12 protein-coding genes are annotated in these 13,876 nt (G+C 70.2%); 1 reads left to right on the plus strand and 11 read right to left on the minus strand.

Features of this window, described 5'->3' with window-relative positions; all coding sequences use genetic code 11:
• Positions 1 to 715: 715 nt before the first annotated feature.
• Positions 716 to 976, minus strand: coding sequence for a hypothetical protein (locus VGC13_RS23815; protein ID WP_331127805.1), 261 nt, complete (start codon positions 974 to 976; stop codon positions 716 to 718).
• A gap of 304 nt (positions 977 to 1,280) precedes the next feature.
• The gene (locus VGC13_RS23820; RefSeq protein ID WP_331127806.1) at positions 1,281 to 2,462 is read right to left on the minus strand and encodes an acyl-CoA dehydrogenase family protein; all 1,182 of its coding nucleotides are present in this window, start codon (positions 2,460 to 2,462) and stop codon (positions 1,281 to 1,283) included.
• Positions 2,463 to 2,709: 247 nt separating this feature from the next.
• Here VGC13_RS23820 and VGC13_RS23825 point away from each other — a divergent pair, with 247 nt between their 5' ends.
• On the plus strand, positions 2,710 to 3,108 hold the full coding sequence (locus VGC13_RS23825; RefSeq protein ID WP_331127807.1) for a hypothetical protein: 399 nt from the start codon (positions 2,710 to 2,712) through the stop codon (positions 3,106 to 3,108).
• Positions 3,109 to 3,364: 256 nt separating this feature from the next.
• On the opposite strand, the gene VGC13_RS23830 is transcribed toward VGC13_RS23825, so the two are convergent.
• From VGC13_RS23830 to VGC13_RS23870, 9 genes are all read right to left on the minus strand, one after another.
• Complete coding sequence (locus VGC13_RS23830; RefSeq protein ID WP_331127808.1) at positions 3,365 to 3,589, minus strand: hypothetical protein; 225 nt, start codon at positions 3,587 to 3,589, stop codon at positions 3,365 to 3,367.
• Positions 3,589 to 3,945, minus strand: coding sequence for a hypothetical protein (locus tag VGC13_RS23835; RefSeq protein WP_331127809.1), 357 nt, complete (start codon positions 3,943 to 3,945; stop codon positions 3,589 to 3,591). Before VGC13_RS23835 ends, VGC13_RS23830 begins: the two co-directional genes overlap by 1 nt.
• 1 nt (position 3,946) lies before the next feature.
• Positions 3,947 to 4,960 carry an isocitrate/isopropylmalate dehydrogenase family protein gene (locus VGC13_RS23840; protein ID WP_331127810.1) on the minus strand — a complete coding sequence of 338 codons (1,014 nt, stop codon included), beginning with the start codon at positions 4,958 to 4,960 and terminating at the stop codon, positions 3,947 to 3,949.
• A 184-nt stretch (positions 4,961 to 5,144) separates the two neighbouring features.
• Positions 5,145 to 5,705 (minus strand): hypothetical protein, encoded by a 561-nt coding sequence (locus VGC13_RS23845; RefSeq protein WP_331127811.1) that lies wholly within the window; start codon positions 5,703 to 5,705, stop codon positions 5,145 to 5,147.
• Between the two features lie 239 nt (positions 5,706 to 5,944).
• Positions 5,945 to 6,592 (minus strand): hypothetical protein, encoded by a 648-nt coding sequence (locus VGC13_RS23850; protein ID WP_331127812.1) that lies wholly within the window; start codon positions 6,590 to 6,592, stop codon positions 5,945 to 5,947.
• Positions 6,589 to 7,533, minus strand: a complete 945-nt coding sequence (locus tag VGC13_RS23855) for a 3-oxoacyl-ACP reductase FabG (RefSeq protein ID WP_331127813.1) — start codon at positions 7,531 to 7,533, stop codon at positions 6,589 to 6,591. The genes VGC13_RS23850 and VGC13_RS23855 overlap by 4 nt, the downstream gene beginning before the upstream one ends.
• Before the next feature lie 557 nt (positions 7,534 to 8,090).
• Complete coding sequence (locus tag VGC13_RS23860) at positions 8,091 to 9,590, minus strand: aldehyde dehydrogenase family protein (RefSeq protein WP_331127814.1); 1,500 nt, start codon at positions 9,588 to 9,590, stop codon at positions 8,091 to 8,093.
• A gap of 282 nt (positions 9,591 to 9,872) precedes the next feature.
• A complete protein-coding gene (locus VGC13_RS23865) occupies positions 9,873 to 10,355 on the minus strand; it encodes a hypothetical protein (RefSeq protein WP_331127815.1) in 483 nt (160 codons plus the stop codon).
• Entirely contained in the window at positions 10,352 to 13,846 is a 3,495-nt protein-coding gene (locus VGC13_RS23870) for a M6 family metalloprotease domain-containing protein (protein WP_331127816.1), read from the minus strand. The genes VGC13_RS23865 and VGC13_RS23870 overlap by 4 nt, the downstream gene beginning before the upstream one ends.
• Between the last annotated feature and the right edge of the window lie 30 nt (positions 13,847 to 13,876).

Here is a 13,876-nt window from a genome sequence, read left to right on the forward strand (position 1 = left end):
TTGTATCGTTGCCTACGGCGCGCGCAGCCCGACCCGGAGCGCAGCGGAGGGACACGCCCACATTCGCCGTTCGTCCTTTTGGTTCCGGCTACGCCGGGTTAGGGAATAGGGAATAGGGAATAGGGAATAGGGAATAGGGAATAGGGGACAGGTTACAGGGGACAGGGGACAGCCGGCGGCGGCGGGGTGGAGGCCGCTACTGCTGGCCCAGGTTCCGTGAGCAGGGGTCTGCGCGGCAGGTGGGAAACTCACACGGAGTCCACGGAGTTTTCTCGTGCCGTTTCCTCTGCGTCACGAGGCAGAACGCTGATCCGTGGTGAGCGGAGACATGGCGCGCCGGTCGGCGAGGCACGAGCCGGCGTGGGGGGTCGGGAACGGGAGAGGGATGGAATGCGGCAGGGGGCCATCCGCGTTTGGGGGGGGAGGATGCGGATCGCCCGGTGATCTCCGCGGCGCACAGGAACAGGCGGTACGCACCACCTGATGCGCGATCTCGTGAACCGTCCGCCACCTCCACGTTAGACCGGGTTCCCCGGTGCGCGGCGCGGTGCTCAACGACCTGGATACCGCCCGCACCGGCTTCGGCTACTACGGCATGGAAGAGGAGCGCCAGAACGGCCGCCGCAACGGCAAGGACCACTGACCCGCATCCCCAGGTGAAGAGAAGCCCCGGCGCGATCCGCTCGCGCCGGGGCTTTTTCGTGTTCGCTTGCGGTCACCAGCAGCACAGGCAGTTGGGCCCGCCGACCGTCAGGGAAGGATCGTTGCTATCGCAGGCGCCGCAGCCGCTATCGCAGCTGCCGCAGTTGGTCCAGCCAGTGCCGCATGCCGCATCGCAGGTGTTGCACCCCGGACAGGTGCACGCGGTCTGGCAGGTGCACTGCTCGCCGAGCACAGTGCCCTTCTTCTCGTCAGCGGGCGTCGTGCCGAACGAGTCCACCGTCAGTTGATCCAGATTCAACTTGAGCTTTCGCATGATGCTCTCCTTGCTTGGAAGGTTGTGCCGGCGCCGCCGGGGTGGAACGGTGTGCGACAGGTTTGGCTGAGCCTTTTTCCTCTATTTCCGGCCGCATCTTACATGCCGCTCTCCGGATGGCCGCCGGGAACGGTGGGTCCGGACCCCGCGCGATCCCGGCCGCCATGGCCTGGATCGTCCCGTCCACACTTCGGGGCTCTTCGGGGACCGAGCGCGCGAACGGTGCGCCCACCCGGGACAAGGGCGCGGACCCAAGCGGATCCGCGCCCTTCTCGTCTCCTTCCAGCGTCAGGCCGCGAAGCCGTCAGTACGCGGCGAGGCCGGTGATGTCCTGGCCCAGGATGAGGCCGTGGACGTCGTGCGTGCCCTCGTAGGTGTAGACCGACTCCAGGTTGGCCATGTGGCGCATGGACTGGTACTCGATCAGGATGCCGTTGCCGCCCAGCAGCCGCCGCGCCTCGCGCGCCACCTCGGTGGCCATGTCGACGTTGTTGCGCTTGGCCAGCGACACCTGCTCGGGGCGCATGGTGCCCTGCTCCTTGAGGGTGCCCAGGCGCCACGCCAGCAGCTGCGCCTTGGTGATCTCGGTGAGCATCTCGGCCAGGCGCACCTGCTGGATCTGCGTGGCGCCCAGCGGCCGGCCAAACATCTCGCGCTGCTTGGCGTAGCTCAGCGCCTCGTCGTAGCACGCCATCGCCGCGCCGATGGCGCCCCACGCAATGCCGTAGCGCGCCTGCGTAAGGCACATCAGCGGGCTCTTCAGGCCGCCCGACCTGGGAAGCAGCGCGCTGTCGGGCACGCGCACGTCCTGCAGCACCAGCTCCGACGTGTCGCTGGCCAGCAGCGACAGCTTGCCCTTCTGGTCCCTGGCGCTGAACCCCGGCGTGTCGGTGGGGACGATGAAGCCGCGGATGGACTTGCTGTCGTTCAGCTCGCCCGTCTTGGCCCAGATGATGGCGATGTTGGCCGTGGAGCCGTTGGTGATCCACATCTTGGCGCCGTTGATCACCCACCCGTCGTCCGTCTTCTGCGCCCGGGTGATCATGCCGCCCGGGTTGGAGCCGAAGTCCGGCTCCGTGAGCCCGAAGCAGCCGATCACCTCGCCCGCGGCCATGCGCGGCAGGTACTCGTGCTTCTGCTCTTCGCTGCCGAACGCGTAGATGGGGTACATGCACAGCGCGCCCTGCACGCTGGCGAACGAGCGGATGCCGCTGTCGCCGCGCTCCAGCTCCTGCATGATGAGCCCGTACGACACGTTGTCGAGCCCGGCGCAGCCGTACTCCTCGGGGAGGTTGGCGCCAAAGACGCCCAGCTCCGCCATTCCGGGAATGAGCTGCTTGGGAAGGTAGCGGCCGATGTAGGCGTCGTTGATGACGGGCATGAGCTCGTCATCCACCCACTGGCGCACGGTGTCGCGGATCATCCGCTGCTCTTCGGTGAGCAGCGCATCCATGTCGTAGTAGTCTACGCCCTGGAACCTGGCCATATATAGGGGCTCGTCTTCGGGTATCGGGGTCCGTCTCGAAATCGGTCAAGAGGGCGCGGAAGATAGGCTTCGCCGCGGGTTGCGGCAACCGCTCCCCCCGCGCTCCGCGGCGGAGATCGGCGCCAGCGCGCGACGCCGCGACCTTCGCTGGCGAAGCTCGTCCGCAAAGCACCGATTGCGCCGCCCGGCGCGGCCCGTAATCTTGTCGGGCCTCCCCGCCCGGCGTTTCCAGCCTCCGAGGCCCACCATGAAGAACAGAATCCTCGTCCTGCTGCTCCTGCTGGCCGCCGCCGCATGCGCCCCCTCGCCCGGCGGCGCGGGGGGCGTTCATCCGCGCCGCTCCGACCGCCTGACGTTCGAAGAGATCCAGGCGGTGGGGGTGACGAACATGTACGACGTGGTCCAGCGGCTTCAGCCCGGCTGGCTGCGGCAGCCGCAGGCGGTCGTCGGCAGGTCCCTGATCGGCGTGTTCATGGATGGGACGCGCATGGGCGAGGTCGAGTTCCTGCGCCAGATCTCGCCCAGCATGGTGGGCTCGGCGCGCTACCTGACCGGCGGACAGATCGGGGTGGAGCTCACCGAGCTGCAGCAGGTGGGGCTGGGCGGCGCCATCATGCTGACCAGCGGGCGAAACCGGCGGCCGTGACCTGACGCGCGGCAAAACCAGGTCTCATACCAGATCCTGAAAAAGAATGATCGTACAGAGGAACAGGGTCAGACAGAGAAAGCGAGCTGAAATATCATCTTGGTTCCTCTGTCTGACTCTGTTCCTCTGTACTCATGAAGGTGTTGTTTTCCCGGATCCGGTATCATGTCACGCAGAAACGCGGAGGACGCAGAGAGAAGCTCTTCTCTGCGTCCTCCGCGTCTTTGCGTGAGCACATCCTTTTGCCGCGGCCGCGCTACTCGATGGTGTGCGACCCGTCGCGCTCGCTCCCGGGCCCGCGGCGGCTGGCGCGGGCGCGGTCCACCAGCGTCCACCACAGCAGCAGCAGGCCGATCACCGTCCAGACGATGCCCACGACGGTGATCCCGCCCGGAAGCGAGCCCAGCCCGTACCCCAGCGCCATCCCGCCCGCGATGGCGCCCACGATGTTCACCCACGGCGAAGCCAGCCAGTCGCGCATCAGCCCTTTCCGTCTTTCGTCGGTCGGTCACCCGTCGCCCGGCCGCGCAGCACGTCGAAGAACACGCGGCGGGCCACCTTGTACGCCACGAACCCCAGCACCACCCCCAGCACCAGCCAGAACGCCATCATCGGCGACTCCAGCAGCCCGCTCCACGCGATCAGCCACAGGTACAGCGCCGCCACCACCACCGCCGGGACGTACGCCAGCCGCGTGGCCCGCTCGATGTGCGCCCGGCGGCAGACCGCGCAGCGCCCTTCGGAATCGGGCTTTTCGCCCTGCACGCGCCGCCCGCACTGCGCGCAGGTAAAGGGAGGGTGCTCCTCCACGGCGGCCGGGGTGGCGGAGGCGGCCATCTCAGAGGCGGCGGATCAGGGCGTCGGCGAACGTGTCGGTGGTCCCCGTGCCGCCCAGGTCCGGCGTAAGCGTGTCCTTTTCGCGGATGGCGGATTCCAGCGCACGCTTGATGCGGCCGGCCTCGCCGCGCATCTCCAGGTGCTCCAGCATGAGGACCGCGGCCAGCAGCAGCGCCGCCGGGTTGGCGATCCCCTTCCCCGCGATGTCGGGCGCCGAGCCGTGCACCGCCTCGAAGATCGCCGCGTCCTTGCCGATGTTGGCGCCCGGCGCCAGCCCCAGCCCGCCCACCAGCCCCGCGATCTCGTCCGAGAGGATGTCGCCGAACATGTTCTCGCAGACGATCATGTCGAACCGGGTGGGGTCCATCACCAGCTGCATGGCCGTGGCGTCGATGATGCGGTCCTCGAACTCCACCCGCCCCTCGTACTCCTTGGCGATCTCGCGGCCCACGTCCAGGAAGAGGCCCTGCGTGTACTTGAGGATGTTGGCCTTGTGGGCCAGCGTCACCTTCTTGCGCCCGTTCTTGACCGCGTAGTCCATGGCGTAGCGGATGATGCGCTCCACCCCGAAGCGCGTCACCAGCATCACGCTCTCCGCCGCCGCGCGCGGGTCGCCGCCGATCCCCACGTAGTGCTCCACACCGCTGTAGAGCCCTTCGGTGTTCTCGCGGATCAGCACGATGTCCACGTCCTCGTAGCGCCCGCCGGGCACGATGGTCTTGGCGGGCCGCACGTTGGCGTACAGGTCGAACTCCTTGCGCAGCGCCACGTTGATGGAGCGGAAGCCCACGCCCACGGGGGTGGTGAGCGGCCCCTTGAGCGCCACGCGGGTGCTGCGGATGGCGTCGATGGTCTCCTGCGGCAGCGGCGTGGTGTGCTGCTCGATGGCGGCCACGCCGGCGGCGCGCCGGTCCCACTGGATGTCGGCGCCGGTGGCTTCCACCACCCGCACCACGGCCTCGGTGATGTCCGGCCCGATCCCGTCCCCGGGGATCAGCGTTACGGTATGCGGCATCTTGCTCGGTCTCTGTCGGTCATGGGCGGGCGCCGGCGGCCCCCGCGTCTTCGCTCGTGATTCGTCCCGCGCGTCCGCCCCACGCGCCGTGCAAGACGGATGCGAGCGCCTTCGCACGGGGGCAAAGGGCTCGGGGCGACAAGCTAGATTGGCAGCCCCGCCAGCGCGAATCCGGAGCCGTGAGTTACATCACCTTGCTGACTTGGTCGGCCACCTCTCCGATCAACCTACCAATCTTCATCCCACTGGTCAGAAGCTTCTGCACCGCCTCAGATCGCTCGTTCATCTTGGTCAAAGTGCCCCATATACCGGATAACGCCTTCACCTCCGGAGCATCTTTGTGCTCATCGACAGCAGTTTCGTGCTCCGCGTAACTAAGTGATCCTTCTACGAGCGCACGTCTGAACGCCCGCGCACCAGTGATTTCGTAATCATCTAGTGCTTTCTCAATTATCCCAATCTGCTCAAGAATAAATCGGCGCACCTCGTCAGGAAGATCGGACGTAGCGACATCAGTTCGCAGTGCCTCCAGCTTTGCCCAGAGACTGTCAATTTCCTCTGTCTCAAGAAGTTGTCCCTCATCAGGCAACAGCTCTGAGCAAAACGCAAGCGCGTTCAACGTCTCGGGAGTAATCAGCGGCTGATAGTTGCTCCACGAAGCTCCCAGATGACTCGGATCAATTGCCCGCAGAGCACTTCGGAATGCATTCGCATAGAGTTCATCGCTGATGTTGGTTTCCGACATTGCATCACGTGCGTACGTGATTTCCTTGTGGAGCAGTCCCAACTTATCAGTTACAGCAAATGCAAGTTCTACAGCGTTGTCGGCCTCAATCCAAAGACACTGGCCCACACGGACAATGCAGAAGATCCCGGGTTCTGGTTATGTGCACGTCGGAGGATTCGAAGGCTCCGGAAGGCGGAGTTGATGTGCCTCGGCATCAGTTTCGGTTCCTGATCAGTCTAAGATGGTATTCCCGCGGTTCAGTCCGGGATCAGCAGTCGCACCGCTAAGGCTGTCGCCGCCGAAGTGACGAGCGCGCGGTCGGCGGGGTCGCCGGGGGCGCCGTCGGCCTCGCCCCACCACACCAGCATGCCGGTGCGCGCATCCACCACCGCCGCGCTCAGCCGCACGAAGGCGGCGCCGCTGTCGGGGGTGACGAGCGTGGCGCTGCGGGGGATGACCACCAGCCGCGCCTCCGTGAGCGCCATGTAGCGCCGCACCGCGTCGTGCAGCCCGCCCTGGATGCGGCGGGCGCCGTACGCCTCGTAGCGGTCGTTGGGAAGCGCGGCGGGGTCCGGGGCAAAGTTGGGCGATCCCGCCAGCGTCCGGCGCAGCCGCGCGGGGTCGATCCACTGCGTCCGCGTGTCGCGGGCGTGGATGGCCGCCACGATCTCGTCGGTGATGATCTCGCGGTTGAACGGCAGGCCGCTGGACGCCTGCACGGGGAGGATCAGCACCCGCTGCCCGCCCAGATCCATCGGCGCGATGGAGACGGCCGGCGCCACCTGCCCCGGCGGCGGCTTCTTTCCCCCGCACGCGGCGGCAAGGACGAAGAGCGCGGCGCAGGCGAGCGGAAGCGTCCGCCGCGCGAGGGGGCGGCGGAGACGCGGGGTGGGGCGGCGGATCAAAGCAGGTGTCCCCCGTCGACGGGAATCACGGCGCCGGTCACGTGGCGCGCGTACTCGGAGCAAAGGAAGACCACCACGTTGGCCACGTCCTGCGGGTCGCCCAGGCGGCCCAGCACGGCGCGCTCGCGGGCGGTGTCGAGCACCTCGGCCGGAACGCCGCTGGTCAGGCGCGTGGTGCGGATGTAGCCGGGCGCCACCGCGTTCACGTTCACGTTGTTGGGGCCCAGCTCCAGCGCGGCGCTGCGGGTAAGGCCCAGCAGCCCCGCCTTGCTGGCGCTGTAGTTGGCCAGCCCGAACTCGCTGCGGATGCCGTGCACCGACGACACGTTGACGATCTTGCCGTCGTGCTGGCGGCGGAACAGCGGCGCCACCGCGCGGATCATGTTGAAGGCGCCGGTCAGGTTGGTGTCCAGCACCGTGCGCCACTGCTCGTCGCTCAGCCGCCAGAGCGCGCGGTCGCGGGCGATGCCGGCGTTGTTCACCAGGATGTTGACCGAGCCGAACTCCTCGTGCGTCTGCTGGACGAAGCGGTCCACCGCCTGCGAGTCGCGCACGTCGCACTCGGCGCAGCGCACCGTCACCTCCAGCTGGCGGATCTCGCGGGCGGTCTCTTCCGCCTCTTCGTGGATCTCGCGGCTGCCGTCGTAGCTGAAGTAGTTGAAGGCCACGTGCACGCCGTGGCGCGCGAACTCCAGCGCAATGGCGCGCCCGATCCCCGTGGCGCCGCCGGTGATGATGGCCACGCGGCCGCGCAGCCCGGTGCCGTACTTGAGGGCCTTGGTCTGCGTCTCCTCCACCACGTCTTCCAGCAGCTGCTCCACCGGGTCGTTTTCCGCGGGAACGCGGATGATGTTGCCGGGGATGCTGGGCATGGGCTGGTACGAGGCCCGGGCCTGGTCGGCTGCGCGCGGGGGATCTTCGCGGGGATCGCGAGGGGGCATTCCGGCGACCGGGTGTGGGGGTGCGGTGAGGCAGAGGCGGCGCAAGGATTCTACCGCCCGCGGCGCCGCCGGGGCAAGCGCATGATGCGCCGCGGCGTACGCCCGGAGTGTGCGGAAGGCAACTTTCGTGCGCGGGGGGTCCTCTCCGTTCGCTCGTTCCTCGCGGCGGCTGGCGATGCCACTTCGAAGCCGATGGATCCAGGCTCGGCGACGAAGATCGAACTGGCGTCCGACAGGGGTGCCCCTCCCCCGGCCCCTCCCCGTTCGTTCCTCACGGAGAGGGGAGAATTCGATCCCGCTTCGGCGGGATGAAGTGTTCTGGCCTCGCGCACCGAACCTTCGGCACGCGTCACCTCTCCCCCGCAGTTTGGGGGAGAGGCCGGGAGAGGGGGCGCCCGTCGGACGCAGCTCGAACCTTCCGCGGCGCTACGCATCCTCCGAAGCGAAAAGGGACCCCGCCGCAGCGCGACGGAGCCCCCCCGATCAGCAGAACGCCGTTGCCGGCTGTTCCCTGTTCCCTGTTCCCTATTCCCTATTCCCTGTTCCCTGCAGTCTCCTCAGTACGGCGACGCCTCGTAGTTGTCGATCTGCGCGCGCTGCAGCTTGCCGCTGTAGTCCAGGTAGCAGACCTTGGTCTCGCTGTAGAACTCGTAGACCTCCCAGCCGCCCTCGCGGTGGCCGTTGCCCGTCTGCTTTACCCCGCCGAACGGCAGGTGCGCCTCGGCGCCGATGGTGGGCGCGTTGACGTAGGTGATGCCGTTGTCCAGGTCCTGGAACGCCCGGAAGCTGGCCACCGCGTCGCGCGTGTACAGCGAGCTGCTCAGCCCGTACTTCACTTCGTTGTTGATGCGGATCGCCTCGTCCAGCTCCTTGAAGCGGATCACCGACAGCACCGGCCCGAAGATCTCTTCCGTCGCCAGCCGCGAGCCCGGCTTGACGTCGGTGAAGATGGTGGGCTGGAAGAAGTAGCCGTCGTCCAGCCCCTCGCCGGTGGCGCGCTCGCCGCCCATGGCCAGCGTGGCCTCGCCCTTCCCGATCTCGATGTACTCCTCGACCTTCTGCAGCGAGGCCTCGTGGATCAGCGGGCCCACCTCCACGTCCTTCTCGAGCCCGTAGCCCAGCTTGAGCCCCCTGGCGCGCTCCATCAGCCGCGCCACGAACTCGTCGTGGATCTCGTCCTGCAGCAGCAGGCGCGACGTCGCCGTGCAGCGCTGCCCCGTGGTGCCGAACGCGCCCCACAGCACGCCGTCGATGGCCAGGTCCAGGTCCGCGTCGGCCAGCACGATCTGCGCGTTCTTGCCGCCCATCTCCAGCGACAGCCGCTTGTGCATGCGCCCGCACGTCTGGGCGATGATGCTCCCCGTCTCCGTCGATCCCGTGAACGAGATCACCGGGATGTCCGGGTGCTCCACGATGGCCGCGCCCACTTCCTCGCCCAGGCCGTGCACCAGGTTCACCACGCCCCTGGGGATCCCGGCCTCTTCCAGCACCTCGACGAGCAGCGCCACGGTGTGCGGCGTGTCCTCGGCGGGCTTGATGACCACGGTGTTCCCGCAGACCAGCGCCGGGAACATCTTCCAGGTGGGGATCGCGAGCGGGAAGTTGAACGGGGTGATGAGGCCGCAGACGCCGATGGGGCGGCGGTACGTCATCGCCCACTTGTTGCGCAGCTCCGACGGCACCGTCTGGCCGAACAGGCGGCGGCCCTCGACGCCGGCGTAGTAGGCGGTGTCGATGCCCTCCTGCAGGTCGCCGCGCGTTTCCTGCAGCGTCTTGCCCATCTCGCGCGTGGCGGCCCGGGCGATCTCGTCCTTGCGCGCGGTGAGCAGGTCGCCCACGCGGCGCAGGATGTCGCCGCGGGCCGGGGCCGGGGTGCGGCTCCAGTCGGGGAAGGCGGCCTTGGCGGCGGCCACGGCGCGGTCCACGTCCTCGCGACTGCTGCGCGGAAAGTTGCCGATCAGGTCCGACCGCCTGGCCGGGTTGCGGTTCTCGAAGTATTGGCCCGTCGACGGCTCCACCCACGCGCCGTCGATGAAGTTCTTGAAGCTGTCCGCCATGCTGCGTTCGTCCGGTCAGAGCGTAAGCGGCTCGCGCGAGCCGGTGGATCGGGAAGCCGGGGAATCTAACCTCCCGGGCAAGAGGGGCAACGGAGCACGCATCCGCCAATCCTTCCGCCACGGCGCGGCGGCGGATCTTCCCGGGGGGACCGGGCGCGCGGAGGGACCGAGATGAAGCGGCGTGAAATGCAGCGTGCCGAATCCCCCTCCACCAGGTGCGGAAAAGGCGCGGAGAACCTGCCTCCGCGCCTCCGGCGATGACGATCTCGTTCCCCCGCGACGTCAGCCGCAGCGCCGCACCGGCGCGTCGGCGGCGGACGGGGCGGGCCCGTCCGCGGGGCGCAGGACGAACGCCGCCGCCGCGTCCGGCGCGGCGGGCGCCCACCCGCGCCGTGGCGCGCGCAGGCAGCCGCGGACGGTGCCGTCGGCCTCGGGCACCCCGGCGAACTCCACCGCGCTCCCCGCGTCGCCCGCCATCGCGCCCAGGCCCCAGACCAGCGAATCGCCCTCCATCCGCCCGTGGGCCCGCTGCTCGCCCGCGGCGGCGCGCGCGAACGCCCACACCGTGTCCGCTCCCGCCGCCACCCGCCGCCACTCCGGGGTGAACGAGACCGCCATCGTGTCGCGCGACGGGCGAATCCACACGACGACCCCGCGGTACGCGCCCGGCCGCGGCGCCGGCCCGTCCGCGCCCGCACCCGGGCCGGGGCACGCGCACAGGGCCAGCGCCAGCGCCGCCGCGAGCGAGCGACGGCGCCGGATCACGGCTGGGGCTGGCCCACGCAGAACTGCGCCACGTCCTTGCCCACCGCGTGCGACAGGATGATCAGCGCGTCCTGCGCCGTCACCTGGCGGTCGCAGTTGGCGTCGCCGTACGCGGCCGTCCACCCGTCCGGCAGCGTCTTGCCCACGGCGGACGAAAGCACCGCCAGCGCGTCCTGCGCCGTGATCCGGCCGTCGCCGGTGGCGTCGCCCGCGACGTGCGTGACCGGCGGCGTTCCTTCCACCCGCAGCCGGAACACCCGGTCGCCCGCGGTGCCGTACAGGGTCCCGTCCGGCGCCAGCGCCATGGCCTGCGGAAACGGCTGCGGCGTCCACCACGACCTGTCCAGCTGGCCCTGGGCCGTGAACCGGCGCAGGTCGGGGTAGTCCAGGTAGTAGCTGCGGCCGTAGAACGCGCCGCCCTCGCCGATCTCCACCTGCTGCTGGATGCTGTTGTCCGACGCCATCACCGTGGCCGTCACCGTCCCCGTGGCGGGGTTCACCCGGCGCACGGCCTGGGTGCTCACCATGCTGGCGTAGACCATCCCGTCGCCGGCGTTGTAGGCCACGCCGTAGGTGCTCTCGGTAAAGACGCGCGACGCCGCTCCGCCCCGCGGCACCCGCCACAGCCCCTCGTCCGCCGCGGCGTACAGGTCGCCCGCCGGCGTGACGACCACGTCGTACACCGTGCCCAGGGCGCTCAGGGCGATGGAGGTGGTGCCGTCCTTCGCCACGCGCGTCACCCGCTGATGCTCGGCGATGTACGCCGCGCTGTCGGGACCGAACGACATTCCCCACCACGCCGAGGTGGTGGTCGTGGCCCAGGGCCGGGTGGCGCCGGTGACGGGGTCCATCCGCAGCACCTGTCCGTCCACCAGCACCACGCCCAGGTCGCCCTCCGGCGCCACGGCCAGCGCCACCGGCCGGCTGGCCATCCTGGCGGGGGTAAGGAAGACGACCTCGCGCTCGTGCACGCGCATCCGCACCTCCACCACGGCCGGGCCCGCCCACCCGTCCGCCGCCTGCACGGCCACGTATCCCGTGTAGTCGCCCTGCGTGCGCGCGCCGCGCGTGGCGGTGAGCAGCACCGGCGTGGAGCCCGGGTGCGAGGCGGACGGCGCTCCACCCTCCTCCGCGGCCGCGGAGGAGGCCGCCGCCGGCGCCGGCCCCCCGGGCGCCGCGAGCGCGGGGCCCGAGGGCGCCGGGGCGCGCGGCGCGCCGGCGGCCGCGGACGCGCTTCCCACCGCCAGCCAGGGGGCGTCCATCGGGGTGATCACGGGAGCGAGCACCCCCGTCCCCGCGTTGCCCACCCACATCGTGTCGCGCCCGGTGGCGCCGTCCACGGGCACGGGCAGGTACATGCGGGTGCCCGGCTCAGCCGCGGGCACGGGCCCGGCGGGGCGAACCTTGAACACGTAGTCGCCCGCCCCCTGGCTGCTGGAGATGACCACGCGCCACACGCCCGCCGTGGGCAGGGCGCGGCCCGCGGAGACGCGGCCCCGGCGCACCCCCGCCCGGGCGCCCGTGGTGACCACGGGAAGCGCCTGCGCGGCGCCCGCGGGCGAAACCAGCGTCATGGTGGGCGAGAAGGTCCCCGCCCCCGCGTCGAAGACGGCGAAGTCCAGCACGTCGCCCGCCGCCGCCTGCACCAGCAGGGTGTCGCGCTGCCCCGCGCCGCCGATGCGCCCCGCGGCCGAGTCGCCCGGCACCAGCAGCCCCGGCTGGACCGTGTACTCCACCACCGTCCGCAGGGGGGAGTTGACCGCGGACGAGGAGGTGATCAGCACCGTGTCGCGGTACACGCCGGGCGCCAGCCCCTGCCCCCGCGCCGTCAGCACCAGCACCGCGGGGGCGCTGGCCGTGTCGGGCGAGACCGTGAGCCACGCGCTGCCCAGCGCCTTGCGCGCGCGCACCCCCACGGGGCTGCCGCTGGTCGTCGCCACCGCGATCTGCAGGGTGGCCGCCGTGTCGGCGCGCGACCGCAGCCGCGCCGTGGCGGGGGCCGTGAGCATGGTGCCCACCACGATGTCGAAGGTCACGGCGTTCGTCGCCCCGTTCAGCGCCAGGTTCCGCAGCTCCAGGTCCGAGGCGGTGGCGCTGTTGGAGCGGGTGTTCGGCGTTCCGGTGTCGCCGAAGGCCGTGCGCCCGGTGGACCCCGGGAACGGGTCCCCCGCGTCGCCGCGGTTGCTTCCCGCGCCCAGGTGGTCGGCGCCGTCGGCCTGCTCCAGCGCCACGCCCATCCGCGGGTGTCCGTTCACGCGGTTCCACCCGCGCGTGCTGTCGATGACGGCCGGGTCCACGTGGTACACCAGCAGCCCCGCGCGGCGCAGGTTGCGGTCGGACCCCACCATGCCGCGGTTCTCCATCAGGAAGTACTCGGGCGTCCCCGGCAGGTCGTAGCGCAGCACCGTCCCCCCGGCGTACACCTGCGGCAGGGTGACGGCGCGCGAGGCCGTCACCGTCTCCACGTTCACCCACCCCAGGTAGTCCTTGGACCAGGCGCCCATGTGCGCGGGGGCGTCCTGCAGCCGCCAGTTGCCGCTGGACATCAGGTCCCACTCGCCCAGCCCCGACGAGGTCCCGTCGGCCGCGTACGTGTCGTACAGGTCCGGCAGCCCCAGCGCGTGCCCCATCTCGTGCGAGAAGGTGCCGATCTGCATCAGCCCCGCGCCGTCGCACTCCAGGCCGCCCTGGATCAGGTAGTCGTCCACCAGGATGAAGCCGCCCCCGGCCCGCGCGTCGCCGGTGGTGAACGGCGCCCCGAACCACGCCCGGTACACCCAGCGGTGCGGCCAGATGCCGGGCCCGCCGCACGACATCCCCGCCGCGGGATACACGAACGCCGCCGCGTCCACGTAGCCGTCGTCGTCGCCGGAGTTGGGCACGCCGTCCGGCCCGTCGTTGTCGAACTGTCCAAAGTCGACCTGCGCGTCCGCGCCCTGCAGCGTGTGCTGCAGGTACTCGCCCGCGCGGCCGTAGCGCGCGTCGGTGGCGGAGCTGGGCTGGTAGTACGCGGCGTTCTGCGGCAGCGTAATCCAGGGCGTCACCGTGCCGTCCAGGGTGAACACGCCGCGCGACATCTCCTGGTAAAAGGTGCGCGCCGAGTACTGCTGCGGCCCGAAGAGCCGCGTCTGGTAGTCGGACTGGGGGTGCGGGGCCGCCGCGTCGGCGTACAGCCCCATCAGCACCGGCACGCGCAGGGTGCCCGTGACGGCCGCCTCGGCGGCGGACAGCTCCTGCACCGAAAGCCGCAGCCCCGACCGCCGCTCCAGCGCCGCGCGCCGCAGCCGCACCCGCTGCGTCTTCTGCCGCCACGCGCGCTGGAACTCGAAGGCGGTGGAGTCTTCCCGCAGCAGCCGCAGCAGCTCGGGCGTGGGGGCGATGCCGTGCGCGCGCCCGGCCTCCACCACGTCCTGCGCGGCCAGGGCGGGAGCGCCGGCCGCCAGCAGCAGCGCGGCGCAGGCAAGGGAGCAACGAAGGATCGGGCGCGTCATGAACGATGCGGTGCGAAGGCGGAGGAAAGA

The sequence above is a fragment of the Longimicrobium sp. genome, assembly GCF_036399255.1.
Taxonomy (GTDB): Bacteria; Gemmatimonadota; Gemmatimonadetes; order Longimicrobiales; family Longimicrobiaceae; genus Longimicrobium.